Raw genomic sequence first — 26,459 nt, forward strand, 5'->3', positions numbered from 1 at the left:
CTAGTCGCATTTCACGCCGCGGCATCCCAGCGGGTCGTCGCGCGACACGTTCCCTTCGCTGTGCTCGACAGTGCCGTCCTCCGCGTTGATGCCATACCGTGCGTTGCCCTGGGTGTGGTTGTAGGACACGGTGATGTGATCCGTTTCCCTGTCGTTGCGCAAGATTTCGAGGCCGTCCTGCCCGGGGAAGTTTTCGTCGGGATGGAAACCATTTGCTGTGAATTCGTTGTGGGAGATGTCGATATTTCCTTTGCTGAATCCATTGTTCGCGTTCGCGACCACAGCGCTGCTGCCGCTTCTGACGAAGGAATTCCCGGTCAGGATCAGGTCGCCGTTGAGTATCTGGATCGCGTTGTGTGGCGATTCTGTGAAGGTGTTTCCGGAGATGAGGGCGGAGCTTTCGACCATCATGACACGGCTTCTGAGGAAGCTGTTGTTCGTTATGGTCGAGTGCGCGGCTCCGACAAGGCCGATGTGCTTGGTGTTCGTGTTGTCCTTCGCGGCGCCTTCGCGGCATTCGTTGCCGAATACTTCGATATTGACTTCGTTCGCGTACTCGACGGTGATCGATGAATCCGGAACATCGTCGACGTAGGACAGGCAAAAAAGATATCGGGTGCGAATGGTGCCGCCATGAATCGTGCACGAGCTTCTTCGGCTGCAGTAGGTGGGCAATGTGTTACCGTAGCCGGTAAGGTTCGAGGATTCGATTGTGACGGTTGATTCGTTCTCGAAGTTGAAGGGGATAAAGGTGTCCACCGTGGTGTCGCGGACCATGAGATCCCGCGCTTGGCTGCCGCTGATGCCGTTGAAATCGTCGTACTGTGATTCTCGTGGCGAGTTCATCGTCATGCCGAGTATGGTCACTTGGTTCGCGTTGTCCACCGCTATGCCGGTGGAGAACTTGGTGACCGTGCCGTTCTTGACGGTGATGTTCGCCAGCTTCCGGGGCGCCTTGACGAGGATCCCCTTGGTGGTTTGCCTGGGATTCTCCGAGCTGATCGTGTTGCCGCCGAGGTCGAGGGTGAGATCACTGGCGGCGATGGTGAGCGCGACATCCTCCGCACAGCTCAGGTCGCTCTTCACGATGGTGTCGGTCGTGAGGACGTCCCCGCACCGCGCCTCGTGCATCCGGGGTGCGACCTGGACGGTTCGAGACGTCTGGTCGGAACCGGTGGGAGAGGTGACCTTGAGTGTCGCGGTGTAGGTCCCGGTGGCGGGGAAGGTGTACCGGAACTGCGGGGCGTCGGAGGTCGTTTCGATCCCCCGGTCACCGGTGATGGTCCATGCCCAGGCAGCGGGACGTCCGCCCGTCAGATCGGCGCTCAAGGAGACCTGCTCGCCCACATGTGGCTTCTCCGGCGCCATCAGGATTCGCGCGATGCGCGGCGGGGCGTCGGGCGAGTCGATGGTGACCCGCGCCGCGGCGTGAACCTGCCGCCCGGTGGAGAGGGTGGCGGTGACGCCGACAGCGTAGGTTCCGGGTCGATTCCACCGATGATGCACGGTGACACCTCTGGCGCCACCGGCATCACCGAAGCCCCACTGCGCGTCGCCGATACTCGCGGCGCCGTGGGGTACGACGGTGAATCCGAAGTCGTCCCCGACGAGCCCGTGATCGCGCGGGCTGACCTCGATCGCCACCGTGGTGTCGCTGAGCGGGCCAGGCGGTTTTTCCGCACCGCCCGGCCCGGCCACGGGGGGCACGTTGTCCGGCGGGCCGGTGGGAACGGGATTGGGCGGGCCGACCGGCGGAGACTGCCCCGGGGTGTTTCCCACATTGACGTTCTGCGCGGTGTTCCTGCCCGGGTTCGGCGGAGCGTATTTGGTGATGGGCCGTAATCGCCCGTCGAGTTCGAGAATGCCGGCGTGTTCGGAGCCGGGGTCGTTGTAGAAGACCTTCCCGTCACGGGTCAGCAGGTCGAAGCGCAATGGGTGGTCGAACAGGTGCCGCTCGATGGTCTGCTGGTGAACGAGGTCGATGACCCAGGCGCGTCCGGTCGCGTAGTCGGGTACCACGGCGTGGTCATCGGCTTCGGCAGCGGCACCGACGTCCGGGCTCTCCGCGCCGAGCGGGATCGGGGGTGCGCAGGATCCGGCACCGAACGCGCACACCAGCAGCTGTCCGGGTGCCGAGATCAGCAACCTGGGGGTGTGCGGGGAGCCGGCGACGGCGAGGGCCTCGCCGGGCCGCGTGTCGACGGGTATCGACTGGACTACCGCGCCGGTTTCCGGATCGAGGAGTTCGGCGGTGTGCCGTGCGGGATCGAGCAGGGCGGGGCGGTCGCCGGTCAGGACGAGACGGCTGCCGTCGGGCGTGGCGGCGTGGGGCCGCGCGTGACGGGTGTCGTCGGCGAACCAGATCAAGTCACCGGTGCGGTGGTCGAGCAGCCAGAGGCGGCCTTGCCGATCCACCGCCGGCTCATCGGGTGCGACCCGGGCGGCCAGTGGCCGCGGGGGATCGCGGGGCGCCAGGGTCCGGGAATCGATGGTGGTGAGCAGTTCCTGATCGGCGTCGAGAGCGTAGACCGCACGAGGGCTCGGCATCAGGGCCAGGTTCCGCCCGGCGGTGGCGACGGGAGGTTTCGGCGGGCTGGGTTCGAGGGTCGCGCCGTCGACGCGGACGACGGTGCCGCGCGCGCGGTCGAGTGCGTAGCCCGTCGCGTCTTCCTGTGCGGCTTGGAGGGAACTGCCGGGAGTGGCGACGGGGACGCTCGCGGCCGCCTCCGCGGACGCGCCGTCGAGCAGGGTGAGTTGTCCGACCTGGTTGGAGGCGACCCAGGCGGTGCCGCCGCGCAGGCGGAGTTTGGGCGCGGGGCTGGGGCGGTCCGAGCCGACGATGACGAATCCGGCCAGGAGCGTGGTGACCCCGAGGGCTCCGGCGACGAGCCGCAGCCGGGCGGAGGTGAAGCGGTGCAGGAGACGGTGTGCCATACGATCACCCGATTCCCTGAGGTGGCGGTTTCCGGGCTCCGCGCCGCTGGGGCCATAGCGGTCGCGGGTCGAGTCGCGCGAGCAACCGACGCACCGGCCGGCGCGGGTACAGCTCCTCGCGTAGCCGGGCTTCCAGAACCCAGGCCTGCCGGACGGCTTCGTCGCCGGGGACGTCGCGAGCGAACACCGCGGCGGTCGCCAGCGGCGCGAGTGCCGTCACGGCGCCGGTGGCCGGGCCGAGCACGCTGGCGGCGTGGCAGGCGGCCTCGCCCGCGGTCATCGACCCCGTCATCGTGACGCCGCGTTCCCGCAGCCGGTCCACGGCTTCGTTCCAGGCGCCCAGAATCCGGGCGGGGTTCCCCTCGGCGTGGCGGCGCCGGCGCCGTCGTCCGGCCTTCGCCCCCACGATCAGCGTCGCTGTCAGCGCGGCGCAGGTCAGCGCCAGAACGGCGGCGAGTACCGGGCCGCGCGGCGGGAACGACGGCCGGACGTCTCCCGGTGCCCGCGGGGCGGACAGGGCTCCCGTGTGCGGTGGGGCCACGATGGGCGGGTTGGGCCGGGGCGGGCGTGCGCCGGCCGGCGCCGCTTGGTCACCGTCGTGCGGTGAGGGCGGGGAGGTCTTGGCGGGATCGGTGGGGTCGAAGGGAATCCAGCCGTAGGCGTCGAAACGCACCTCCGCCCACGCGTCCGCGTCGCGCGTGGTCACCCCCTGTGTCTCGTGCGCCCGGCCGGACAGCCGGTAGCCGACCGCCACCCGGGCCGGGAAACCCAGTGCCCGCGCGAAAACGGCGAACGCCGAGGCGTGCTGCTCGGCAAAGCCCGCGGCGTCGGATTGTCCGCCAGCGGCCACGATTCTGCTGATCGCCCCGTAGGAATGCCCGGGCGGGGCGTCGAGGCGATAGGGCAGGTCACGCAGATATCGCTCGATCGCCGCCAGTTTGCCGTAGGGGGTCGGCTCGGTCGCGGTGAGCTGGAGGGCGAGGGCCGACAGCTCCTGGGGAAGTCCGGGCAGCGCCGTGCCGGGGGAAATCGCAGGCGACGCCTGGGGGAGTGCGTGGTCCCGATCGCCGATCGCGCCCGTGAGGTCATAGCCGAGCCCGCGCGGGAACTCCCGGTTGGTGACCAGGACCCCCGAGTCGGTGCCGATGCTGAAATCACCGGCGTCGACCGCCTGCCCGGCGAGCCGGGCAGGCCTGCCGAGCACCGGCAGGAACGGCCCGCGCAGCTCGTCCACGGTGATGTGGGCCGACACCCGGTGAGTGCGCGTTTCCCCTGGCACGCCGGGAAGCTGGTGCCCCGCGGTCAGGAAACGGTCCGAGCACGTCCAGAGCACGCCGTCGAAGTCGTCCAGCGCGGCGACCCGGACCCGGTCGATTCCGGCGCCGCCGTCGCCGACCCGGATCGTGAACAACCGCCGGGGCGGCTCCTCCCGCAGCTGGCTTTTCAGCGTGACGAGCGGACTGAGCGTCTCCGCCTGTTGACGCGGCGGCGGCCAGAAAACCCGGGGATCGAAGCGGTGCTCACCCGTGGCCAGCGGCAGCAGCAGCCCGCCGGCGCCGAGCAGCGCGATCACCAGGACCACCGGCACCCCGGTCCGCAGCCGGCTCAGATCCGCCGCGCGATCCGTGACGGTGGCGGGAGAGCGTGCGCGGAGCACCATCAGGAGCAGCGACGCGGCCAGGAACATCGCGGTGGGGACGAGCTGGAGGCCCGGTTGCCTGCCGACGAGCAGCAATCCGGCGACGAAGGCGAAGAGCGTGGGGGCGATCGGCACGAGCACCGGGCGGGTGCGCAGGGCGAGGGTCACCGCGGTGGCGGCGGCGAACCAGGTGAGCAGGAGCGGGGTCGCCAGGAGGTCACCGCGCACGTCGGCGGGCAGCGCCACCGTCAGCATCCTGGACCAGCCGCCGAGCACGCCCCGCGCCAGTTCCCCGGCGGTGTTCCGGCCGGGCAGACCGTGTTCGAGCACGCTGTACCAGGCCAGCAGCAGGAAACCGCCCGCCGTCACCAGCAGCGTGCGGCCGGCCCGCCACCCGCGGAACCCGGCCACCGCCGCGGTCAGCGCGCCGCCCGCCGCGGCGGCGCACAACGGCGGCAAGTACTGGCCTGTCGCGAAAAACCGGCCGTACAGCAGACCACCGGCGCCTGCCGCCAGCCCGCACAGGGCGACCTCGGCGAGACGGAACCCGGCGGCGGGAAGTCGCGGTGTCATGGTTCCGCCCGGCGATTCCAGGCGGCCGCGAACTCGGCGCTGGTGGCCGCGGTGATCGTGAACACCCCGGGCGGAACGGCGGCGCCGCCCGCCGGTGGCGGCCCGACGCACGCGAGGCTGACCGCGCTGAAGCGAGGCGCCAGCACGGTGAGCACGTCCAGCCGCTCCGGGGAAGGCTGTCCGGTGACAACGGTGAGGACGGTTCCTTCGCCCGCCGGGACCACCTCGTCCGACAGCAGGGCCAGACCCGGATCGCCGCTCGTGCACCGCGCGTCGGCCAGCAGGTCGAGGGCGGCCGTCGGGTCGGTGTCCCAGCGCCCGGAAAGCCGATCCGGTGCGGTGCGCGGTTCCGCGGTCATGAGCAGCGCCAGCGGGAAACCCGCCCGGCCCGCCGCGGCGCAGAGGGAGGCCGCCACCCGCACCGCGTCCTCGAACGACGTGCCGGGGTAGGGGGCGGCACTGGTGTCGAGGACGACCAGGCAATGCGGGTCGTCGGGCACCACGGTGTGCCGGACCATCAGCGTTCCGGTCCGCGCGGTGGATTTCCAATGGATCCGCCGCCAGTCGTCCCCGGCGCGATAGTCCCGCAGGCTGTGGAAGGCCACACCGCCCTGGGCGGCGTTCAGGGCGGCCGGGCCCTCGGCGTCGGGAGAACCGCCCGCCGGAAACGGCGCGAGCTCGTGGATCAGCGGATGCACGTACAGCACGGATTCGCCGCCGCGGACGCGCTGGGTGCGCATCAGCCGCAACGGATCGGACCGGCCGAGCACCAGCCCGGGGAGTGTGTGCCTGCCACGGCGCTCGGTCGGCAGCGCGTACGTCGTCGCGAACGACCGGCCCGCGCCGAGACCGGGCAGCGCGACGATGATCCGCCGGCCGGCGACGACCTCGATCGCCTCCGCCGGAAGGCTCCGGTGACGACCGGTGTTCGTCACCGTCACCGTTGCGGTGGCAGGGTTTCCCTGTACGACTCGGCGGGGCGCGACCTCCCGCGACACCGCGAGCCGCGGCCGGGTCAGCGTCCACAGCGTCGCCAGCACCAGTGCCGCGGCCCCGGCCGAACCGAGCATCACCAGTTCGGGGTAATCGGCCAGCGTGCCGGTGATCAGCAGTGCCCCGGTGGACACCGAGACCGCGACACCGGTCGCCGTGATCACGGCCTGCTCACCGCCGTTCCATACCGGGAACCGGGACCTCGGCCAGCACCTCGCCGATGATGGTTTCGGGCCGATGACGGCCGATCCTGGCCTCCGCGGTCAGCAGCAGGCGGTGGCCGAGGACCGGCACCGCCACCGCTTTCACGTCGTCCGCGGTGACGAATTCCCTGCCTGTCGAGACGGCGTAGGCCTGGGCGGCGACCGCGAGCGCGATGCTGCCTCGCGGGCTCACACCGAGCCTGACATCCGGGTGGGTGCGGGTCGCCCTGGTGATCATGGCGACGTAGTTCTGCAGTTCCGCCGACAGATGGGTCTTCCGCACCGCGGTGATCATCAGCCGCAGCTCGTCCAGTTCCAGCACCGGCCGCAGTTCCTCCGGCCGTCGCCGGGCCACCCCGTCGCCGATGATGGTCACCTCGTCGGTGGTGTCCGCCGGGTAGCCGATGGCGATCCGCATCAGGAAGCGGTCGAGCTGCGCCTCCGGCAACGCGTAGGTGCCCTGATGCTCGATCGGATTCTGGGTCGCGATACACAGAAACGGATCCGGCACCGCCCGTGCTTCCCCGTCCACCGTGACCTGTCCTTCGGCCATCACCTCCAGCAGGGCCGACTGGGTCTTCGGTGCGGCGCGGTTGATCTCGTCCCCCAGCAGGACATGGGCGAACACCGGCCCCGGCCGGAACTCGAAGCGTCCGCGGCCCTGGTCGTAGACCTGGACCCCGGTCACGTCCGAGGGCAGCAGATCCGGGGTGAACTGGATTCGTTTCACCGTCGCGCCGCCGATGGACCGGGCGATCGCCTTGGCCAGCGACGTCTTCGCCACTCCCGGCACGTCTTCGATCAGCAGATGTCCCTGGGCCAGCAGGCACACCAGCGCGAGCCGGACGACCTCCGGCTTTCCCCGGACGAAACGCTCGACATTTTCGGCCAGTTCCTGAAACCGGCCGCCCAGCCGGATCGCGTCGGACACCGGCATCCCCTCCCCAATCCCCAGCGTCCGAGGACGAATATCGGCGAACGAGCGTCGAACGTTACTCGATGATCATTACGCCGCGGTGACGAATTACCGTCCGATGTCTCGTGCGAACGGGCGGATCACCGACTGGGGATCGCTGATCACCGCATTTGTGGTCTACCATCCCGCGGAACGGGTCAGTGTCTGTCAATCACTATGGGGAGGAAAAGTGCCGAGGACACGACTCACGCGGATCATCGTGCCCACGATGGCCGCGTCCATGGCGGTGTCGATGGCAATGAGCGCGTGTACCGCACGCGATCAAGGGGGTTCCGGCGGCAGCGCGACTCCGTCGGCGACCGCGCCCCAGCAGGCGCCCGACGCGGCCGATCCGAAGGGGGACGGCAAAGCCCGGTGCTCCGGGGCGACGCTGGCCTATGCCGGGACGATCAACGGCAACAGCGCGGCGCTCGGCCAGAACATCCTCTTCGGCGTCGAGCTGGCGGTGAAACAGCACAACCAGGCCAATTCCGGCTGCCAGGTCACTTTCAAGCAGTTCGACACCGAGGGCAAGCCGGAGAAATCGTCCGGTGTCGTCGCCCAGGTCATCAGCGAAGCCCCGATCCTCGGGGTGATCGGCCTTCCGTTCTCCGGTGAGTCGAAGGCGACCGGCGACCTGTTCGAGCAGGCCGGGCTTCTGCACATCACGCCATCGGCGACGAACCCGGATTTGGCCGAGCATCGGTGGAGGACCTTCTTCCGCGGTATGGGCAACGACATCGTGCAGGGCAGGGCCGCGGCCAAGTTCCTCACCGAGAAGCTCAAGGCGGGCAAGATCTGCGTGCTCGAGGACGACTCCGAGTACGGCACGGGGCTCGGCGCGCAGGTCAAGCAGGCGCTGGGGAACAAGGCCACCTGCACCGACAAGGTCAAGACGGGCCAGACGGACTTCTCGGCCGTGGTCAACAAGATGTCCAGCGAGAAGCCGGACGCGGTCTTCTACGCCGGGTACTACCCCGAAGCCGCTCCGCTCGCACAGCAGCTCGACGACAAGGGTGTCGCCGCGAAATTCGTCGGCACGGACGGGGTTAAGGACCAGGAATTCGTGAAGAACGCGGGTAACGCCGCGAGCAAGGCGTATTTCACCTGCCCGTGTGTCCCGGAGGACAACTTCAAGGACTTCACCGCCGCCTACAAAAAGGCCGAAGGTCATGATCCAGGGACCTATTCACCCGAGGGGTACGACGTCGCGACGATCATGCTGAAAGGGATCGACAAAGGCGTCAAGGATCGTGCGGGCCTGCTCGATTTCGTCAAGAACTACGAAGGGCAGGGCCTCACGAAGAAGTTCAAATGGAACGACAAGGGCGAGCTTTCCGACGTGCCGGTCTGGAGCTACAAGGTCGAGAACGGCAGGATCGTCAACAACGGCCAGATCTGAGCACGGAACCCTTGTCGAGGAGGAAATGCCGATGACGATGACGGGCGATCAGGCTGTCGGCGGATATACCGGACCCACTCCCGAGGAGGTCGGCGCGACGTATGACGAGTTCGGTGACCTGTACGCGCTGACCGTCGGCGATGTGGGCGTGCACGTCGGCATGTGGTCGCGGCCCGGCGAGCGCGAGCCCGCGGCCACGCTCGGCGATCTCGCGAACAGGGCACAGGAACGGCAGACCGCCTACCACGTCGAAACCCTGGCCCTGCGGGCGGACGAACACCTGCTGGACATCGGCTGCGGTACCGGGCTGCCCGCGGTCCGGATGGCCCGGCACCGCGGCGGCCGGGTCACCGGGATCACCGTCAGCGCCGCTCATCTCGCCAAGGCCACCGAGACGGCCCGGACGTGGGGCGTGTCCGAGCGCGTCACCTTCCGCCACGGCAACGTGATGGACCTCGGCTTCGAGGACGAGTCGTTCGACGCAGCCATGGCGGTCGACGTGTTCGCGCACCTGTCCGACCGTCAGCGTGCCTTCCGGGAGATCGCGCGGGTTCTGCGGCCCGGCGGCCATTTCCTGCTGAACGACTTCACCCTCCGCGGTACGCCGCCGGAGGAGCAGCTGGCCGCCTATCTGCAGGCCTGGTGCTGCGCGCCGCCGGTCACGCTGGTACGGACGCTGGAGATGGCGGCCGACGCGGGCCTCGAACTGGTCAAGGCCGAGAGCATGACCCCCAGCTGTGCTTTCAGCGGGGAACTGATGGCACTGCTCTACGCCGACAAGCACGACGCGATCGCCGAGCGGTACGGCCCCGAACTCACCGCGCGGATGGACGGCCTGGTGCCGCTGATGCGCTCGTTGTTCCGCGATCACCTCGGCTACTACCTGTACCTGCTGCGGAAACCCGGGCGGCGGTGAGCGCGGGTTCGGCGTCACCTGTCAAGATGGTGACATGGCTTTCGAGTTCCTGTCCGGTGACGTGGCGCTGGACTTCGTCGCCACGGTCGGGGAGCGGACGACGCGTCGCACCGAAACGCTGTCCGGCACGGCAGACCTCGCCGCCTGGCTGAAGCAGGCCCGCCTCGTCGACACGCCGGTGCAGGTGACCGACGCGGACTTGGCCGAAGCGAAAGAACTGCGCGAGGCGCTCTACGAGTACCTCGTCGCGCTCACCGCGGGCGCCCGGTTGCCCGCCGCGGCGGTGAAGGTGATCAACGCCCGCGCCGCCCAGCCGACGCCGGTCGTCCGGTTGACCCGCGGCGGCACTCCGGTGCTCGAGGGGACGGTGCGGGCTGCGCTGTCGTCCCTCGCGCGCAGCGGGATCCGGCTCGCCGGTGCCGGGACCGCGTCCGCGATCCGCTGGTGCGCGGACGACACGTGCACCCGGCCGTTCCTGGATCGCTCCCGGGGGCACCGGCGGCGCTGGTGCGGCATGAGCGGCTGCGGCGACCGGGCGAAAGCGGCCGCCTACCGGCGCCGGCGGCGGGAAGCAGCCGACCACTGACCGTCGTGTCCTTTGTGGAGTGTCGGTCCGTGAATGCCACATTGACGGAATCAGAGTCCCTCGATGTGGCATTCACGGAGCGCAGCGGCGTCAGGGGAGGAGCAGGAGTTTGCCGGTGGTGCGGCGGCCCTGCAGGTCCTCGTGCGCCTTCCGGGCGTCGGCCAGCGCGTACCGGCCGCCGACCCGGATGTCCAGCGCACCGTCGGTGATGGCCTTGAACAGTTCCTCCGCCCGCCAGTCCAGTTCCTCACGCGTGCGGACGTAGTGCGCCGACGTCGGCCGCGTGAGGTACAGCGAGCCGCCGGAGTTCAGCCGCTGCGGGTCGATCGGCGGCACCGGGCCGCTCGCCGCGCCGAACAGCGCCAGCAGGCCGCGCACCTTCAGGCTCGCCATGCTACCGTCCACAGTGGACTTCCCGACGCCGTCGTACACCACCGCGACGCCTTCGCCGCCGGTCAGCTCCTTGGTACGCGCCGCGAAGTCCTCCTTGTCGTAACGGATGACGTCGTCGGCGCCCGCCTCACGGGCGAGCCGCTCCTTCTCCTCCGTCGACACCGTGCCGATCACCCGGGCGCCGCGGGCCTTCGCCAGCTGGACCAGCAGCAGGCCGACGCCGCCCGCCGCGGCGTGGACCAGCACGTCGTCGCCGGGCTTGACCTCGTAGGTGGAGGCGACCAGGTAGTGCGCGGTGATGCCTTGCAACATCGTCGCGGCCGCGACCTCGTCCGAAACACCCTCGGGCACCTTCACCGCGACCGACGCCGGGACCAGCTTGCGCGAGGCGTAGCTCCCGATCGAACCCTGCCAGGCGACGCGGTCACCAGGGGTGAAACCGGTCACGTCCGCGCCCACCGCGGCGACCGTCCCCGAGCCCTCCAGGCCCAGCACGAACGGCGTCGGGATCGGGTAGATGCCCTCCCGCTGGTAGGTGTCGATGTAGTTCACGCCGGCGGCGGCGACGTCGACCAGGAGCTCGCCCGGCCCCGGCGCGGCTACCTCGATCTCGGCGATCTCCAGCACGTCCGGGCCACCGGTCCGGCCGACCTGCACTGCGGTGGGCATCGTTCCTCCTCGCGTCGGGTGAGTTCGCCAGACACAACTATGGCCGAGGCCACGGTTGTTCCGCGTCCCGGGCATTGGACGGTTAAGCTCCCGGACGTGGCTGAGCAGACCGAGAAACCGAGCGTCCCGACCTCGTCCCAGCTGTCCGCCGCGCGGGACTTCGTCAAGCGGCACGGCAAGCCGTCGCGCGCGGTGGTGGAGAACATCGGCAGGGCGGGCGCCCGCGTCGTGCTGGTGGGTGCCGACGGCGCGCTCGGCGACGTCGTGGTCGCGGACACTGACACGGGTAACGCGCTGGTGGCGGGCGTCGAGGACCTCGAAGCGGCCACTTGGGACAGTGAGACGGTGCAGGCCGCCAAGATCGGGCCGGAGCACCGGCGCCGCATGGCGGGCCGGTGACCTTCTCGGCGATCCTTGTCGGCTGCTCCCAGCTGCCCGAAGGGGACGGTGACGAACACGCCGTGCCCGCCGCGCTGGCCGACGTCGGCTTCGCGGTGCGCTGGGCGTCCTGGGACGACGGGTCCGTCGACTTCACCGCCGCCGACCTCGTGATCCTGCGGGCGAGCTGGGACTACGCCGAGCGGCGCGAGGAGTTCCTCGGCTGGTGCGAGTCCGTGCCCGCGCTGGCGAACGCGGCGCCGGTGGTGCGCTGGAACACCGACAAGTCCTACCTCGCCGAGCTGATCGACGCCGGGCTCCCGGTGGTCCCGACCGAGCTGGTGAAGCCCGGCGACGAGGCACGCTGGCCCGGTTCGGACTTCGTCGTCAAACCGTCGGTGGGCGCGGGCTCGCGTGGTGCCGCGCGGTTCACCGCCGAGGCGACCGGCGCCGCGCTGGCACATCTCACCGCGCTGCACGGCGACGGGCACACCGTGCTCGTCCAGCCGTACCAGTCCAGTGTGGACGTTCACGGCGAGACGGCACTGGTGTACTTCGGCGGGATCTACTCGCACGCCTTCACCAAGGGCGCGATGCTCGGCGGGCAGCTGGACGAGTCCGGTTTGTACCTCACGGAAACGCTGGCGAGCACCGAGCCCGCGGCTGACTTGCGCGCACTCGCCGAGGACACGCTCGACGCGGCCTCGGCCCTGCTCGGCATCCTGCGCGCCGAACTGCTCTACGCCCGCGTCGACGTCGTCCGCGGCGAGGACGGTGCTCCGCTGCTGCTGGAGCTGGAACTCGCCGAGCCGTCGCTCGGCTTCCGCCACGCCGACGCCGGCGCGCCGCTGCGGTTCGCCTCGGCGGTGCGCGGGCAGCTCGCCTAGGCCGGAAGCCGTTTCGCCGCAAGGCGTTCCGCGCGCGGCCAGCGGACATCTTTGGCCAGCCCGAACCGTTCGAACAGCCAGATCACCCGCGCCGAGACGTCGACCTGCCCGCGCAGCACCCCGTGCCGCGCGCACGTCGGGTCGGCGTGGTGCGAGTTGTGCCACGACTCGCCCATGGACAGGATGGCCAGCGGCCAGAAGTTGGCGGCCTTGTCGCGGCTGGCGAACGGCCGGGAGCCGACCAGATGGCAGATCGAGTTCACCGACCACGTCACGTGGTGCAGGAAGGCGATCCGCACCAGCCCGGCCCAGAAGAACGCCGTCACCGCTCCCCACCACGACCAGCTGACCAGCCCGCCGAGCAGGGCGGGCAGCGCGAGGCTCAGCGTGATCCACAGCCAGAAGTACCGGTTGACCAGCCGCAGATCGCGGTCGCCGACCAGATCGGGCGCGAACCGGTCGTAGTTGGTCACCTCGCGCTGGAACAGCCAGCCCATGTGCGCGTGCCAGAAACCGCGCAGCAGCGCCACGGGCGACGTCCCGAACAGCCACGGCGAATGCGGATCACCCTCGCGGTCGGCGTAGGCGTGGTGGCGGCGGTGGCTCGCCACCCAGAAGATCACCGAACCCTGCACCGCCATACTGCCCGCCACGGCCAGCACGATCCGCAGGCCACGGCCGGTCTTGAACGCGCCGTGGGTGAAGTAGCGGTGGTAGCCGACGGTCACGCCGAGCGTGCCGAAGGTGTAGAACACCGCCGCCAGCACGAGGTCCAGCCAGGACAGTCCCCAGCCCCAGGCCAGCGGGAGCGCGGCGAGCAGCGCCGCGAACGGGACGAGCAGGAAGGTCTTCAGGACGATCATCTCGGCGGTGCCACGGCGGCCGGAGACGAGGGGTTTCGGGGCAGTACCGGACTTCATGAACGTGTCACCTCGGCGCTTCGCGGGGGTACCGAGGCGGAGCGTAGGTGCACGGGCTGGCCGGTACGCCGACACGGCGTTACGTCCGGATGGCCCTTGGAAGTCCGGTGGATCAGCTCGCGGTGGCGAGTTCCCGTTCCGGCGCGGTCAGCGAGGTGACGGGGCCGCGGTCGCGGGCACCGCACCACAGCGCGGCGGTCGCGACGATCACCAGCGCCGAACCGAGGACGTGGAAGGAAACCATCGCCTCGGGCACGCCCAGCGCGTACTGCAGCGAGCCGAGCCCGCCCTGGGCGAGCGCGACGACCCACACGACGGTGTAGCGGCGCCACAGGTCGCGGGGCGCGGAGGACCGCATCAGCAGCAGGCCGAACATCGCCAGCACGATCAGGTAGACCACCAGCAGTCCACCGTGGACCTGGGCGAGCGTCTCGATCGGCGCGGCGAGCCGGTGGGTGTTGAGGTCGCCGCCGTGCGGCCCGGCACCGGTGACCGTGGTGCCGGCGATCAGCACCGCCCACATCGTCACGATCAGCCCGGTGAGCATCTTGCGGCCCGCGGGCGGGACGAGCCAGCGCGGCGCGTCGTCGCCCTCGCCGAACGCGCGCAGCAGCAGGACCGCGCACCACACCAGCGGCGTCGAGGCGAGGAAGTGGATCGCGACCGTCCACCATTCGAGCTTCGCCAGCACGGTCATCCCGCCGACGACGGCCTGCAGCACCACACCGGCGGGCATCGTCCAGGCGAGCTTGACCAGGCGGCGGCGCTCCGGGTGGTCGATCTGCACCCGCCACGCGGTGATGACGCACAGCGCGGCGACCGCGATCACCACGCCGGTGAGCATGCGGTTGGAGAACTCGATCCACTGGTTGAGCGCGTGCAGCTCCGGATGGCCGACCGGGACGATGCTGCCCTCGACGCAGGTCGGCCAGGTCGGGCAGCCGAGCCCGGAACCGGTGACCCGCACGACCGACCCGGTCACGCCGATCCCGGCCTGCGCGATCACCGCCGCGATCGCGACCGCCCGCTGGACCGCGGCGGACGGATAGGGCAGGCGGGCGATCAGCTTGCGGAGTGGCGGCACCGTTCGATGGTAGAACGGCCTGTTCGCCGGCCCGCGGCGGGGCGTATCCCGGATTCGGGGAGGCCGAGCCCGCTGTTCACCGGTTTCGCCGGGTGATGTGCCTGGCGAGCGAGGACAGTGCCTCGATCGGCTCCGGAGCGGCTTCGGCGCGATGGAGGTGGGTCAGCGCCGACTCGGTGTGGCGTGCGGCCTCGGCCTCGGCCCATCGTTTGCCACCGCACCGCTCGATCAGATGAGCGGCTTCGGCGGCTTCGTCCTCGGTGAGGGCGCGGCGCCGGCCGTAGAGTTCGGCCAGCCGGCGCGCGTCCGTCCCGTCCGAGTTCAACGCGGCGAGCACGGGCGCGGTTTTCTTCCGCCGGTGGATGTCGGCCAGTACCGGTTTGCCGATCTCCGTCGGAGAGCCCCAGATTCCGAGCAGGTCGTCGACGAACTGGAACGCCATGCCGAGGTGGAAGCCGAAGGCGGCGAGCTCGCCGGTCACCGCGTCCGGTGCGCCGGCCAGCAACGGGCCCAGTGACGAGGCACAGGAAAGCAGGGCGGCGGTCTTGCCCTGCGCCATGTCCGCGTACTCGTCCGGTGTGACGGAACCTTGTCGTTCGAAGGCCACGTCGCGGACCTGTCCGCGCACCAGTTCCTGGACGGTGCTCAGCAACCGGGCCACCGCCCGGTCACCGTGCCCGCCACCGATCTCGGCGATCAGCCGCATCGCGGCGGTGAGCAGTCCGTCCCCGGCCAGGATGGCGGCGTGGGTGCCGAACACGACCCACACGGCCGGGCGGTGCCTGCGCTGCCGATCGCCGTCGATCACGTCGTCGTGCAGCAGGGAGAAGTCGTGGATCATTTCGCACGCGACGGCGGCGCGTATCGCCAGCGCCTCCGGCGCGCCCGCGGCCCGCGCCGCCAGCACCGCGATCACCGGCCGCAGGGCCTTGCCCGCCGGGCCGTCGACGTCCTCGCCGAACTCGTCGAGCCAGCCCGCGTGGTAGCCGGCCACGGCCGCGACCGACGGCGCGAGCTGCTCGACGTAGTACCGATAAGCCGGCAGGACGAGGGCCCGGATCGCGTCGAACTCGGCGAGCGGGTCCGGCCCGGATCGGGTGCCGGCGTGTTCTTCGGAAGAAAGCAGCATGTGCGGTCCCTTCTTCGTTACGCGGGCTGCGACCGGTCGAGGCCGAACCCGGCGACGCCCGGCGCCCGGCCGCGGCGATCGTGGTCGCCGCCGGGATCCGGTGCTATCAGGGAGGTATCGGTGGACAACAGCACGCCGTCGGTGACCTGGTAGCGGTCGGTGTGCCCGGACCAGTCGAGATTTCCCCGCATCCACGAACGCATGCCCGCCGCGAAGGTGCGCATCGCGTCGACCGCCGAGTCCTCCAGCCCGCGCCACCGGCTCAGCAGGAGTTCCAGCTCGGCCTCGGCCTGGTGGAACTGCTCGATCTGCCGGGCGACCAGTGCGTAGGCGCACTCGATGGCTTGAGGCAGTCCGAGGCCGCGCTCCCCGGCCAGGATCAGCACGCCGTTGGTGGTCTCTCCGGCGGCCAGTTCCTTGCGCAGTGAAACGATGTCGTTGACCCAGACCACCACGTCGGCGGCCCGGTTGAACATCGCCCTTGCCTGCTCGAACTCGTGCAGCAGCGCCGGCACCTCCTGACCGGCGGCCACCTCCAGCAGGTCCAGCGACGGGGTGATGCCACCGGACGCCCGGCGCAGCTGGTGATACCCCAGCAGGTCCGGGACGTGCCGGGTGCGCCGGTTGAAGGCCTCGTACTTGAAGGCGGCGAGGAAGTGCGTCATGTGCCCGGTGAACCGCAGCCGCCATGCCGCGCCCATACCGGCCGCCAGCCGGTGCCACACGTCGGCCAGTTGCGCGTCCAGGCGCGTCTCGGGCGTGGCCTGCCCGGGATCCGCGGTCAGGACCTTCAGAGTTCGCGCCGCCGCCTCGTCGTACTGGCCGGCGTAGCCCTCGTAGCAGTCGTCGATGACGAACGCCCAGGTGAACCAGCCCGCGACCGCTTCCAGCCGGTCCGGGAGGATGCCGGGATAGGCCCGCGCGACGAGTTCGCCGAGCCGGGTGCGGGCGAGCTTGTCCCGTGCCCGCGCGTCGTCCAGAAGGGAGTAGCGGTCGGCCCATCCGACGATGTGTGCCTCGAGTTCGGCGGCATACGGGGAGATCGCCGAGCGCAGGCCGAGCAGCGGGTGCCCGGGTGGCGGGGCCAGGGGCAGATCCGTGCGGACGTCCGTCGCCGTGCCGGTCATGCGGAGGCTCCTTCCGGCCCGCGCGGCTCCAGGATCATCGGAAGCTCGCCGGTGGTCAGTTCCGCCTTCGCCACTGGTTTGAGGACGTGACCCGGCTTGTGCCGGAGCTTCCAGCGAGCCGCGACGGAGGCGAGCGCGATGGTCATCTCGTGATTCGCCAGGACGTCGCCGAGGCATTTCCGGGTACCGCCGCTGAACGAGATGACGGCGTTGCGAGGGAGCTTCTTCAGGTTTTCCGGCAGCCAGCGGTCGGGCAGGAACGCGTCGGGGTCGGTGAACACCGCCGGGTCCCGGTGCAGCGCGTACGGGCTGAACAGGATGCTCGCCCCCGCGGGGATGTCGTGTTCGGCCAGTTTCGTGTCGACGACCGCGCGGCGGGTGATGAACCACACCGGCGGGTACATCCGCAGCGCCTCGTTGACGACGCGGTTGGTGAACGGCAACTCCGGGAAGTCCGCGTCGACGGCGGTGCGCCCGGCGAGCACCGAGTCGACCTCCTCGTGCAACCGGGACTCGACGCCGGGGTGCTGGCTCAGCAGGTACAAGGCCCAGGTGAGCCCGGACGCCGGCGTTTCGACCCCGGCCGCGAGCACGGTCATCAGCTCGTCGCGGATCTGCTCGTCGGTCAGCCCGGCGCCGTGCTCGTCGCGGGCCGCCAGCAGGATCGCCAGGATGTCCTCGCGCGGCCCGTCGTGCCGGCGGTAGGTTTCCGACATTCCGGCGATGACGTCGTCCAGGCGCCGAAGCGCACGCCGGAAGTCCCGGTTCGCCTTGGTCGGGACCTCGTGCACCAGCGGCAGCGGGAACATCATCCGGCGGTAGACGCCCTTCCACACCACCGGGAACGACCGCTGCACCTCGGCGATCGCTTCCCCGCTGATCCGCTCGTCGGAGAACATCGCCTGCGCGGTCACCCGGGTGGTGAGCCTGCTCATTTCCTCGGGCAGGTCGATTTCCTGTCCCGGCCGCCAGGCGGTCAGCAGCTCGGCCACGTGCCGGGACATCACTTCGGTGTATCCGGAGATCTTGCCCTTGGTGAAGGCCGGCTGGATGAAAGCGCGTTGGCGTTTGTGCGTTTTGACACTGCAGGTGCCGACGCCGTCGCCGAGAATCACCCTCATCTTGTCGATGAATTCGCCGCCCTTGTCGAATTCGCGCGGCTTGTGGAGTACCTCTTGGACGACGTCGTGGGTCGCGGCGAGATAAGCGATGCTCCGGCCCAGTTTGACCCGGACCAGGTCACCCTGCTCGCGCAGAGCCGGCAGATAAGTGAGCGGATCGCGGAAGATCCGGAGAGCGTTCCCCAGTAACGGCACCTGCCCCGGCGCGTCGCCAAGCCGGTATTGACGGCCTTCTTCGGTAACAGTCATTTCTGGGCCCCAGCCTTTACTTCGGAAATTGTTGCTATGGTTCTTCTGTCCGGTTTCCATCGGGTTTTTCGTTCGTTCGGCGGCTGGTGAACAGTGCCGGACGTTTTTCCAGGAAGGCCCGCATGCCCTCCCGCTGGTCCTCGGTCGCGAACAGCGCGTGGAACATCCGGCGTTCGTAGCGGATTCCGTCCGAGAGACCGGTTTCCAGGGCGCGGTCGACGCATTCGCGGGCGGCCATCGCGGCGAGTTTGCCGTAACCGGCGATCTGCTCGGCGACCTCGGTGACCTCGGCGAGCAGGCGGTCGGCGGGGACGACCCGGGAGATCAGGCCGATCCGCTCCGCCTCGGCGGCGTCGATCAGCCTGCCGGTGAGAATCAGGTCCATCGCCTTGGCCTTGCCGACCAGCCGGGTGAGCCGCTGGGTACCGCCGATACCGGGAATGACTCCGAGGGTGATCTCTGGCTGACCGAATTTCGCGTTGTCGGCCGCGATGATCAGGTCACACATCATCGCCAGCTCGCAACCGCCACCGAGGGCGTACCCGGAGACGGCGGCCAGTTTCGGGGTGCGCAGTGCGGCGAACGCGTCCCAGCCGGCGAAGAAGTCCTCGGCCAGCATGTCCCCGGCGGTCTTGCCGGACATTTCGGCGATGTCCGCGCCCGCGGCGAACGCGCGTTCCGATCCGGTGATCACGAAGCACCCGACGTCCGGGTCCCGGTCCAACGGCGTCAGGGTCTCGATCAGCTCGGTCATCAGCGCGGTGTCGAGTGCGTTCAGCACGTCGGGCCGATTCAGCCGCACCCAGACCACCCGGCCGGACCGTTCGATCTTCAGTCGCATGGTGAGCCCTCTTCCTCAGGAGTCCCAGATCGCGCCGTACGCGGGAATGCCCCGGCTTTCGAGGCCGTGCACGACCTGCCAGGTGAGCTTCTTGTTGGAGATGCAGATGACCGCCTCGGCGTCGAAGTCGCGGTAGGCGGCGTAGGCGAGCCGGACCATGTCGGGTTTGCCGTACTGGCCGGTGTCCCAGATCTGCGCGTCCGGTTGGACGGCGAGGATCTCCTCCACCAGTCCGTCTCCGTAGGTGGCGCGCGGGCTGCGGGTGGCCCACACCAGACGAGCGGGTACTTCCTGGGCCAGCAGATGGGGCAGGCACGGACCGATCCCGCTGCCGGTGGCGACGTAGACGACCCGGCGGAACAGGGTCTCGATGTTGGCCACCCCCGCGGTGGTGATGCCCTTGACCCATACCCGCGGCGGCTGATCGTCGATGAACCGGCCGGTCCAGTCCCCGGCCCGGGAGATGGTCAGGCGGAAGCCGTGCTCGTTCGGGGCGGGGATGTTGGCGAACGAGTGCCACTCCCGCAGCGGTGACCGGCTGATCGCGGTCGACGATCCGGCGAAGGGCTTGCGGCCGTGGGTGAAGCGGGCGATGGCCACATGGGACGAGGGACGTTCGATGGCCACCGGCACCTTGCGCAGGCGGGTCCACGGCGCGGCGACGGCCGCGGTGAGCACGACCAGCGCCCAGAACTCCGGTGACGAGAACACTGACACTCCACTATGGACTGTCCGCACGATGGTCAAAGCCCACAACAGAACCAGCGCCAGCCAACCGCCGAGCCGGTGCGTCAGCTCGAAGCGATTGTGCTTACTGGCCCGCAGCCGCGGCGTCGCCAGCACCACCATGCCGAGGAACAAGGCCACCAGCGCGTACGCGAGCACGAGCACGGCCGGGGGTGCGGGCTTCGCCGTGCTGAGGCCGACGAACGCGGCGAACCAGAGGGTTCCGGAAACCGCTCCGCCGATGTGCAGACCGCCGAAGTGGTACACCTTGCCGAGCACCCACCGCACCCGCAGCGGCCAGGTCACCGGCGCGGCGGTCGCCACCCGGAACATCAGGTTGATCAGGCGCTGACGGCGGATCAGGATGGCGAGGGCGAAGTTGGCCAGCGCCGCGTGCGACGCGAATTCGGCGGTGATCCCGCCGGGCGCCGCGAACCCCAGCACGACGAGGTTGACCACCAGCACGCCCGCCGCGAGCCGGTTGTGGTGCATCAGTTTCGGATGCTTGAACACCCGCCGCAGCGGTGGGAGGAGCGGCGGGAGGACGACGTCGTCCCGGGTGCCGGTCGTCGTGGTCATGCGACCGCCTCCGCACCGTGTGCCATGCGCAGCAGCGACGCCTTGTCGATCTTGCCCCGGCTGGTCACCGGCAGCGCGGCCAGCGGGCGCACGACAGCGGGGACGCAGTAGTAGGGCAGTGCCTCGGCGGCCGCGAGCACCGCGGCGGCCGGATCGACCGTCTCCGGCTGGACGAAGGCCACGAGCGTGCTGTCGTCGAGCTTGAGCGTGGCCGCCCTGGTGCAGCCGGGCAGGTTCTCCAGCACGGCGGACACCGAGTCCAGTTCGACCCGGAAGCCACGGATCTTGACCTGATCGTCGGTCCGTCCGAGGTGTTCGAGCTCGCCGTCGGAGGTCCAGCGGGCGAGGTCGCGGGTGCGGAACATCATCCGGCCGCCGCCGAGGAAGGGGTCCGGCAGATAGCGTTCGGCATTGAGCTCGGGATTGGCCAGGTACCCGGAGGAAACACAGTCTCCGCCCGCCCACATCTCGCCGGCTTCCCCGATCGCGCAAGGCCTGCGGTGCTCGTCGAGGACGTAGACGGTGTTGTTCGGTGTGGGGCGGCCGATGGTGAGCAACGGGGCGTCGGGGTGATGACGCTGCATCGTGTTGACGATGGTGACCTCCGTCGGGCCGCATCCGTTATAGAAGGTGCTGGTGCGGGCCCAGCGGTCGGCGAGCGGGCGCGGGCACGGCTCGCCGGCCACCACGACGGTGCGCGCCCGTGCACACCGGCCGGGATCCAGTGCGGACAGGATGGTCGGGGTCGAGATCAGCACGTCCACCCTGCGGGCGACCGCTTCGATGTCGTCCCCGCGGATCAGCAACGTGCCGCCGTGGGTCAGGCAGCCGAGAATCTCCCACGCGGCCATGTCGAAGGCGATGTTGAGAATCTGCCCGACCACCGTGCCCGGCCGGATGCCGAGGTCACCCGGCTCGGTCAGCAGCAGGTTGGCGACATTGGCGTGGGTGATGACCACACCGTTGGGATTTCCCGTCGTACCCGAGGTGAACAGGACATAACAAGCCTGCTCCGGCGCGACGTCGACGCGCGGCGCCGCGACATCGGTTCGCTCGGCCATGACCGAGTCGATGTCGATGCCGGTGTGTCCTTCCGGGACGGTTACCGGCACGTCGGACTGCGTGAGCACGATTCCGGCCCGCGCGGTGCGCAGAATGTGCCGGAGCATGCCGGGACGGACGATCCGCGCGTCCTGGGGAACATAGGCGGCGCCCGCTTTCAGGATCGCCAGGATGCCGACGACCATCGGAATGCCACGGCGGACGACCAGCGCGACGTGGTCACCCGCCCGCACTCCGTGCTCGGCCAGGCGGGCAGCCAACCGTTCGGCGTGCCAATCCAGCTCACCGTAGGTGATTCGGTGTCCGAGGTGCTCGACGGCGACCGTATCGGGCGCGGCGGCGGCATGTTCTTCGATCATCCGGTGCACCGCCACAGTGGGTGCCTTGTGCCGGGGACCCCACCCGAACCGACGGAACAATTGACGATCCACCGCACTCAGCCCGGCGAGTTCCGGTGAGAAATCAAGCGGCGATCCTGTCGCGGCGAGAATCTGCTCCATAGCACAGATCTCCATCCAAAAGCTTTCCGGCGATGAATTCGAAAACTGCGCGGAAACCAGCCTCGAAATTGCGTAAACCCGGTTGGGCGGCCTCTCGTTAGCCCATCTGGCGTACTTCATACCCTCCCTCGGGGCGTGACGCCAGGTTTGCGGGCAGAGGTGCACTAAGGCCCCCCAAGCTTCCCTGCGAGGGCAGAAATCGCCGTCGGCCTTGACAAAACTATCAAGATAAGATATTGAGCCGCCCGCTGATCGGCGTCCGGCGCTCTAGAAGGCCGGAATCTCGCCGCGCTCCCCCGGATGGGTGAGAATGGACAGGCAGAACCTGTGACCGGATATACCGGGATCGCGCTGTCACGGGTGGTAATCGGCTAGGTTTCGGCCGCAATCCTCGCATTCCAGATTCCGCGATTGTCGTTCCGCGGAAGTGGCGGGGTGGCTTTGGAGGCGTGCTCATGGCTTCTCTTGCCGACGTCGGCATCTCGATCGTTGGTGTTCTCGAGCGTCGAGCGCTGAGCACGCCGGACCGGGTCGCCTACGAGTGGTCTGACCGGGCACCGGGTCGCGCCGGCCGTTCGGCCCGGGCTGGACTACGTCGCGGGGGTCTTCGGCGTCCTGCACGCCGGAGCCACGGCGGTACCGACCTTTCCACCCGCGGGCAAGCGCGCGGTGGAACGCCTGCGTTCGGTGGCCGCCGACTGCGCCCCCGCCGCGATCCTGATGGAGCCACCCGGCGACCCGGTCGCCGACCGTCTCGCGAACGGTCTCGCGGTCGCTTCCCCGGTCGCGGTCCTCCGGATACCCCGCGCCGGTGCGGTCTGCGACAACGAGGCCGCGACGTCGCGGGAGCCGGCCTTGCCGCAGTACACCTCCGGTTCGACCAGCGCCCCGAAGGGGTCGTCCTGACTCACCGGAACCTCATGAGCAACTGCGAGACCCTGACCGCGCACATCGGCGAAGAGCCCGATCGGGTCGGGCTGACCTGGTTGCCGCCCTGCCACGACATGGGGCTCATCGGCACGATCCTGTTCGCGGCGTACGGTGGCTGGCCCCTGGTCATGATGGCGCCCGAGCACTTCGTCCAGCGGCCGTTCCGACGGCTGGCGGCCGTGCGAGCGCATCAGGTGACGATCACGGTCGCGCCGGCCTTCGCGCTCGAAATGTGCTCGGAGTCCATCTCCGACGAAGAACTCGCGGAACTCGACTTGCCGAGCCTGCGCCAGCTCTTCTGCGGCTCCGAACCCATCGCGCCGAGCGTGCTGGACCGGTTCACGCGAAGGTTCGCCGGGCGGGGACTGCGGACCGCCGCGGTGATCCCGTGTTACGGCTTGGCCGAGGCCACGCTCTTCGTCACGGGCAAACCACCGGGGGAAAGACCTTTGTGGACGGCGGAGTGGTCAGCCGCGGGGTGGCGGCGAAGGGGCACCACGTGTACGTCGCCGATCCGGAGACCGGTGCGCCGAAACCGGATGGCGAAACGGGGGAGATCCGGGTCCGCGGACCGAACGTCGCCGCGGGCTTGGTGATGTTCCTGATCGCCGGCGCGCGGACACCCAGTGACCTTCTCGCCAACGCGATCAAGCTCGCGTTGGCGGAACCGGCTTCCTATGCCGGTGCGAGCACCACGGATTTCGTGACCGAGGTGTCGCGGTTCGATCCGCCGATCCACACCCTGACCCGGGTGTCGGAGTGCGGCCTCGAGAAGTTCGGCACAACCGTCGGTACGGGGGCTCATGTGATGCTGGTGCTCGCGGCGGCCAACCGTGACCCGCGGCGGTTCGCCGATCCGGACACGTTTCGCCCGGGACGGCAGGCGAACCGCCCGATCGCCTTCGGGCTGGGAGCGCATTATTGCCTCGGCGCGGCGCTGGCACGCATGCAGACGGAGACCGCGCTACCCGTCTTGCTGCGGCACTTCCCCTCGATACGGTTGACCGGCCGACCGGAATACCGGAAACGACGCGGCTCACGTCCGCGTCGCCGCCGTCGTCACCGGATCCGCCTCGGGCGGCGGCGCAGCACCATCATGCGGAGCAACATCAGCAGGCACGCGCCGAGCACGATGAGGCTCGCGCCGAACACGACCATCCGGGCGGTGTGGACACCGGTGCTGGCGAGATCACCGCTCGCCCGCGTCGTGGCCTCGTCCTTCACCGGCGCCGCGGCGGGAGCCTCGACCTCGACGCTCGGCAGCGCGCTCGTGCTGGGGGAGGCGCTCGGCTCGGTGGTGCCGGGTGCCGTGGTCACCGGCACCGCCACCAGCGCGGGTTCGCTCGTGCGGGTGCTCGGCGGCGTCAGCTCGGCGCGTGGCTGCTTCGCCGGGGTCTTGCCACCCGCCCAGATCAGCCCCGGTGTCTTGTCCGAACGGCCCGCTGACGTCGTGGGTGAGGTGCTCGGTTTCGTCCTCGGCGCCGACGTGCTCGGCGACGGGCTCGCGGACTTGGGCGTCGTGGACTTGCTCGGCGGCGGGCTGGAACTGGTCGTGGCGGGTTTGCTCGACGACGGCGCGGAGCTGGTGGTCGGCGCGGGCGTCGGGCTCACCGGCGTGGACGGCGGCACCTCGGTGCGGCCTTCGCCGAGGGCAAGCGCTTTCAGGCGCTCCATCGTGCCGTCGAAGACGTTCTGGTCGCCGGGGAACTTCCCGGAATCGGCGTACTGCCAGAGCGTGTAGTACTTCCAGCCGCTGGGCAGGGGGCCGACATTGCTGGCGTAGCGCGCGATGAACAGCGGATGGGTGTCGCCGAACAGCGGGCTGTTGCCGGTGCAGGTCTGCCACCAGTCGGTGGTCGTGTAGATCATCGGCCACCGGGTGGTCTTCGCGTGGATCCGGTCGGAGAAGGCCTTGATCCAGTTGACCATGTCCGGTTTGGACAGTCCGTAGCAGGTGGGGCCGTAGGGGTTGTACTCGATGTCCAGCATCGGCGGCATGGTCCGGCCGTCGGGCGACCAGCCGCCGCCGTGCGCGACGAAGAAGTCGGCCTGCGCCACCGCGCTCGTGGCGTTCGGGACGGCGAAGTGGTAGGCGCCGCGGATCATGCCGACGTCGTACGAGCCGTTGTACTGCTGCGTGAAGAACGGGTTGGTGTAGTTGGTGTTCTCGGTCGCCTTGACGTAGGCGAACCGGGCCCCGTTGCGCCAGGCCGCGGCCCAGTCGACGTTGCCCTGGTGGGAGGAGACGTCCATACCGGGCACCTGGTCGTCGCCCGCGGCCGCGAGGTTCACCGCCGCCTCGGTCCCGCCGGGCCCGGCGCCGTGGCCCTCGCCCGTCACCAGCACGCCCACCGCCACGGCGGCGGCGCAGGCGCTTCCGATCGCGAGCCTGATGCCCACCTTCATCGCGGCCTCCCTTGCCGAGCCCCGCGCGACACGCCGGAGACGTCGTCACGCTCGCAAGGAGTGTGCGTGACTAAAGTGGTAGTTGTAAATTTGTGTGTCTCTTGGCACTCAGTGTGACTCCTGTGATTCATGTGAGTGAGCGACGTCTTGCCTGCGCACAGCGTTGCGACTCCACGAGCTGGGCGATCGGCTGCGCGCAGAGATCACTCACCCGGGTGATCCACGACCGTCGGCCAGAGGGGGATCGGTGGAGCTGGACGATGCGGTGCTGCCGTTCCTCGAAGCGGCGAAACTGCGGGACGTGTCGCTGGCTGGCGAGGGGCTGGAGTTCGCGGTGTACCGGGCCGAATCGCCGGAACACGGCACGGTCGCCCTGCGGGTCCCCAAGGAGACCGTCTACCGGAACGTCAACGACCCGCACGTCTCCGCCGAAGCCCTGCTGGAACAGGAATGGGCGATCCTGACCTACCTCGCGGGCGGCGACGTCCCGGTCCCGGTCGCCCATCGGCTGCTGCGGGCCGACGGCAGGATCGCGCTGCTGACCGGCTACGTCGACGCCGACGGCCGGGAACCCGATCCGGCGGAGGTCGGCCGTGGCGTGGCGAGGCTGCACGCGGCGTCCCCACCGCCGATCACACCCGTGGCCCAGGAGAACCTGCCGACGCCGCTGCTGCTCGGCCGCCGGATCACCCGCCGCTGGGCCGAGGCGGCGAAACTGGTGCCGGACCTGCCCGGCCTGCCCGCCGAGGAACGCCTCGTCGAGATCGCGCGCGGCCTGGACCGGTTCGGCCCCAGCCTGCTGCACCTCGATGTGCGGGGCAGCAACCTCCGGGCACGGGACGGGCGGCTGCTCGCGTTCGTCGACTGGTCGAACGCGCTCATCGGCCCCGCGGCTCTCGACCTGTACCGCATCCTGGAGAACGAGAAGCCCGCAGACGCGTTCCTCGCCGGCTACGCGGCGGTCCGGCCGCTGCCCGAACTGTCCGATCCCGAGGAACTGCTGCTCCGGCTGGACGCCGCGGTGATGCTGGCGCTGGTCTTCCTGTCCGAGGCACCTGACGCCGAACGAGCGCCGGAATCGATCCGGCGCGTCACCGAACTGGCGACCCTGCTGGACTCCGTGCTCTGAGCGGCCCCGCTGCTCGCCGGACGAACGCCACATTGGGGTTTTTTCATCCTGTTGGTGCTGGTCTGGGTGCTTGACGGGGTGGGTTGTGGTTGTGCCGTAGGGGTTTGCTGGGTTGCGTACCGGCGGTA

Annotated in this window: 20 protein-coding genes and 2 pseudogenes; 8 read left to right on the forward strand and 14 right to left on the reverse strand. The window is 69.6% G+C overall.

Going from position 1 to position 26,459, the window contains the following annotated elements:
- From ACFW0G_RS11615 to ACFW0G_RS11630, 4 genes are all read right to left on the reverse strand, one after another.
- On the reverse strand, nucleotides 1-2,547 hold the full coding sequence (locus ACFW0G_RS11615) for a PKD domain-containing protein (protein WP_378324936.1): 2,547 nt from the start codon (nucleotides 2,545-2,547) through the stop codon (nucleotides 1-3).
- A 391-nt stretch (nucleotides 2,548-2,938) separates the two neighbouring features.
- The gene (locus tag ACFW0G_RS11620; RefSeq protein ID WP_378324937.1) at nucleotides 2,939-5,146 is read right to left on the reverse strand and encodes a transglutaminaseTgpA domain-containing protein; all 2,208 of its coding nucleotides are present in this window, start codon (nucleotides 5,144-5,146) and stop codon (nucleotides 2,939-2,941) included.
- Nucleotides 5,143-6,303 (reverse strand): DUF58 domain-containing protein, encoded by a 1,161-nt coding sequence (locus tag ACFW0G_RS11625; protein ID WP_378324938.1) that lies wholly within the window; start codon nucleotides 6,301-6,303, stop codon nucleotides 5,143-5,145. The genes ACFW0G_RS11620 and ACFW0G_RS11625 overlap by 4 nt, the downstream gene beginning before the upstream one ends.
- Nucleotides 6,304-6,310: 7 nt before the next feature.
- The gene (locus tag ACFW0G_RS11630; RefSeq protein ID WP_378324939.1) at nucleotides 6,311-7,273 is read right to left on the reverse strand and encodes an AAA family ATPase; all 963 of its coding nucleotides are present in this window, start codon (nucleotides 7,271-7,273) and stop codon (nucleotides 6,311-6,313) included.
- A 253-nt stretch (nucleotides 7,274-7,526) separates the two neighbouring features.
- Between ACFW0G_RS11630 and ACFW0G_RS11635 the strand changes: the two genes are divergently transcribed.
- The 3 genes from ACFW0G_RS11635 to ACFW0G_RS11645 are packed head-to-tail and all read left to right on the forward strand — an operon-like array spanning nucleotide 7,527 to nucleotide 10,201.
- A complete protein-coding gene (locus tag ACFW0G_RS11635) occupies nucleotides 7,527-8,699 on the forward strand; it encodes a branched-chain amino acid ABC transporter substrate-binding protein (RefSeq protein ID WP_378324967.1) in 1,173 nt (390 codons plus the stop codon).
- 31 nt (nucleotides 8,700-8,730) lie between these two features.
- Nucleotides 8,731-9,615, forward strand: a complete 885-nt coding sequence (locus tag ACFW0G_RS11640) for an SAM-dependent methyltransferase (protein WP_378324940.1) — start codon at nucleotides 8,731-8,733, stop codon at nucleotides 9,613-9,615.
- Nucleotides 9,616-9,649: 34 nt separating this feature from the next.
- Nucleotides 9,650-10,201, forward strand: coding sequence for a CGNR zinc finger domain-containing protein (locus ACFW0G_RS11645; RefSeq protein ID WP_378324941.1), 552 nt, complete (start codon nucleotides 9,650-9,652; stop codon nucleotides 10,199-10,201).
- 90 nt (nucleotides 10,202-10,291) lie between these two features.
- Here the strand turns inward: ACFW0G_RS11645 and ACFW0G_RS11650 are convergent, their stop codons facing one another.
- A complete protein-coding gene (locus ACFW0G_RS11650) occupies nucleotides 10,292-11,263 on the reverse strand; it encodes a quinone oxidoreductase family protein (RefSeq protein WP_378324942.1) in 972 nt (323 codons plus the stop codon).
- Between the two features lie 96 nt (nucleotides 11,264-11,359).
- Between ACFW0G_RS11650 and ACFW0G_RS11655 the strand changes: the two genes are divergently transcribed.
- On the forward strand, nucleotides 11,360-11,662 hold the full coding sequence (locus ACFW0G_RS11655) for a hypothetical protein (protein WP_378324943.1): 303 nt from the start codon (nucleotides 11,360-11,362) through the stop codon (nucleotides 11,660-11,662).
- Complete coding sequence (locus tag ACFW0G_RS11660) at nucleotides 11,659-12,528, forward strand: RimK family alpha-L-glutamate ligase (RefSeq protein ID WP_378324944.1); 870 nt, start codon at nucleotides 11,659-11,661, stop codon at nucleotides 12,526-12,528. Before ACFW0G_RS11655 ends, ACFW0G_RS11660 begins: the two co-directional genes overlap by 4 nt.
- On the opposite strand, the gene ACFW0G_RS11665 is transcribed toward ACFW0G_RS11660, so the two are convergent.
- The 8 genes from ACFW0G_RS11665 to ACFW0G_RS11700 all read right to left on the reverse strand — a co-directional run bounded on the left by ACFW0G_RS11665 (nucleotide 12,525) and on the right by ACFW0G_RS11700 (nucleotide 21,725).
- The gene (locus ACFW0G_RS11665; RefSeq protein ID WP_378324945.1) at nucleotides 12,525-13,448 is read right to left on the reverse strand and encodes an acyl-CoA desaturase; all 924 of its coding nucleotides are present in this window, start codon (nucleotides 13,446-13,448) and stop codon (nucleotides 12,525-12,527) included. The genes ACFW0G_RS11660 and ACFW0G_RS11665 overlap by 4 nt on opposite strands.
- 112 nt (nucleotides 13,449-13,560) lie before the next feature.
- Complete coding sequence (locus tag ACFW0G_RS11670; RefSeq protein ID WP_378324946.1) at nucleotides 13,561-14,532, reverse strand: heme A synthase; 972 nt, start codon at nucleotides 14,530-14,532, stop codon at nucleotides 13,561-13,563.
- Between the two features lie 76 nt (nucleotides 14,533-14,608).
- The gene (locus tag ACFW0G_RS11675) at nucleotides 14,609-15,661 is read right to left on the reverse strand and encodes a polyprenyl synthetase family protein (protein WP_378324947.1); all 1,053 of its coding nucleotides are present in this window, start codon (nucleotides 15,659-15,661) and stop codon (nucleotides 14,609-14,611) included.
- Nucleotides 15,662-15,678: 17 nt separating this feature from the next.
- A complete protein-coding gene (locus tag ACFW0G_RS11680) occupies nucleotides 15,679-16,788 on the reverse strand; it encodes a hypothetical protein (protein ID WP_378324948.1) in 1,110 nt (369 codons plus the stop codon).
- Nucleotides 16,785-18,158, reverse strand: coding sequence for a cytochrome P450 (locus ACFW0G_RS11685; protein WP_378324949.1), 1,374 nt, complete (start codon nucleotides 18,156-18,158; stop codon nucleotides 16,785-16,787). Before ACFW0G_RS11685 ends, ACFW0G_RS11680 begins: the two co-directional genes overlap by 4 nt.
- A 34-nt stretch (nucleotides 18,159-18,192) precedes the next feature.
- Nucleotides 18,193-18,999 (reverse strand): enoyl-CoA hydratase-related protein, encoded by an 807-nt coding sequence (locus ACFW0G_RS11690; RefSeq protein WP_378324950.1) that lies wholly within the window; start codon nucleotides 18,997-18,999, stop codon nucleotides 18,193-18,195.
- A gap of 15 nt (nucleotides 19,000-19,014) precedes the next feature.
- Entirely contained in the window at nucleotides 19,015-20,304 is a 1,290-nt protein-coding gene (locus ACFW0G_RS11695) for a hypothetical protein (RefSeq protein WP_378324951.1), read from the reverse strand.
- A complete protein-coding gene (locus ACFW0G_RS11700; RefSeq protein ID WP_378324952.1) occupies nucleotides 20,301-21,725 on the reverse strand; it encodes an amino acid adenylation domain-containing protein in 1,425 nt (474 codons plus the stop codon). The genes ACFW0G_RS11695 and ACFW0G_RS11700 overlap by 4 nt, the downstream gene beginning before the upstream one ends.
- A 726-nt stretch (nucleotides 21,726-22,451) precedes the next feature.
- Here ACFW0G_RS11700 and ACFW0G_RS11705 point away from each other — a divergent pair.
- Both ACFW0G_RS11705 and ACFW0G_RS11710 read left to right on the forward strand, forming a co-directional pair.
- Nucleotides 22,452-23,392: pseudogene (locus ACFW0G_RS11705) on the forward strand (AMP-binding protein).
- Nucleotides 23,392-24,537: a cytochrome P450 gene (locus tag ACFW0G_RS11710; protein WP_378324968.1), complete on the forward strand. Its 1,146-nt coding sequence runs from the start codon at nucleotides 23,392-23,394 to the stop codon at nucleotides 24,535-24,537. Before ACFW0G_RS11705 ends, ACFW0G_RS11710 begins: the two are co-directional and overlap by 1 nt.
- Here the strand turns inward: ACFW0G_RS11710 and ACFW0G_RS11715 are convergent.
- Nucleotides 24,441-25,202, reverse strand: a pseudogene (locus tag ACFW0G_RS11715) (lysozyme); the annotation flags it as partial. The gene ACFW0G_RS11710 and the pseudogene ACFW0G_RS11715 sit on opposite strands and share 97 nt — an antisense overlap.
- 247 nt (nucleotides 25,203-25,449) lie before the next feature.
- On the opposite strand from ACFW0G_RS11715, the gene ACFW0G_RS11720 reads away from it, so the two are divergent.
- Entirely contained in the window at nucleotides 25,450-26,331 is an 882-nt protein-coding gene (locus tag ACFW0G_RS11720; RefSeq protein WP_378324953.1) for a phosphotransferase enzyme family protein, read from the forward strand.
- Nucleotides 26,332-26,459 lie beyond the last annotated feature (128 nt).

The organism is Amycolatopsis sp. NPDC058986, assembly GCF_042741125.1.
Lineage (GTDB): Bacteria > Actinomycetota > Actinomycetes > Mycobacteriales > Pseudonocardiaceae > Amycolatopsis.

Coding starts and splice junctions, on each gene's coding strand:
- ACFW0G_RS11675 (WP_378324947.1), bottom strand. CDS start 15,661: ATGCTGCTTTCTTCCGAAGAACACGCCGGCACCCGATCCGGGCCGGAC.
- ACFW0G_RS11690 (WP_378324950.1), bottom strand. CDS start 18,999: ATGCGACTGAAGATCGAACGGTCCGGCCGGGTGGTCTGGGTGCGGCTG.
- ACFW0G_RS11640 (WP_378324940.1), top strand. CDS start 8,731: ATGACGATGACGGGCGATCAGGCTGTCGGCGGATATACCGGACCCACT.
- ACFW0G_RS11645 (WP_378324941.1), top strand. CDS start 9,650: ATGGCTTTCGAGTTCCTGTCCGGTGACGTGGCGCTGGACTTCGTCGCC.
- ACFW0G_RS11685 (WP_378324949.1), bottom strand. CDS start 18,158: ATGACTGTTACCGAAGAAGGCCGTCAATACCGGCTTGGCGACGCGCCG.
- ACFW0G_RS11615 (WP_378324936.1), bottom strand. CDS start 2,547: ATGCCGAGCCCTCGTGCGGTCTACGCTCTCGACGCCGATCAGGAACTG.
- ACFW0G_RS11695 (WP_378324951.1), bottom strand. CDS start 20,304: ATGACCACGACGACCGGCACCCGGGACGACGTCGTCCTCCCGCCGCTC.
- ACFW0G_RS11665 (WP_378324945.1), bottom strand. CDS start 13,448: ATGAAGTCCGGTACTGCCCCGAAACCCCTCGTCTCCGGCCGCCGTGGC.
- ACFW0G_RS11635 (WP_378324967.1), top strand. CDS start 7,527: ATGGCCGCGTCCATGGCGGTGTCGATGGCAATGAGCGCGTGTACCGCA.
- ACFW0G_RS11710 (WP_378324968.1), top strand. CDS start 23,392: ATGTTCCTGATCGCCGGCGCGCGGACACCCAGTGACCTTCTCGCCAAC.
- ACFW0G_RS11650 (WP_378324942.1), bottom strand. CDS start 11,263: ATGCCCACCGCAGTGCAGGTCGGCCGGACCGGTGGCCCGGACGTGCTG.
- ACFW0G_RS11680 (WP_378324948.1), bottom strand. CDS start 16,788: ATGACCGGCACGGCGACGGACGTCCGCACGGATCTGCCCCTGGCCCCG.
- ACFW0G_RS11700 (WP_378324952.1), bottom strand. CDS start 21,725: ATGATCGAAGAACATGCCGCCGCCGCGCCCGATACGGTCGCCGTCGAG.
- ACFW0G_RS11620 (WP_378324937.1), bottom strand. CDS start 5,146: ATGACACCGCGACTTCCCGCCGCCGGGTTCCGTCTCGCCGAGGTCGCC.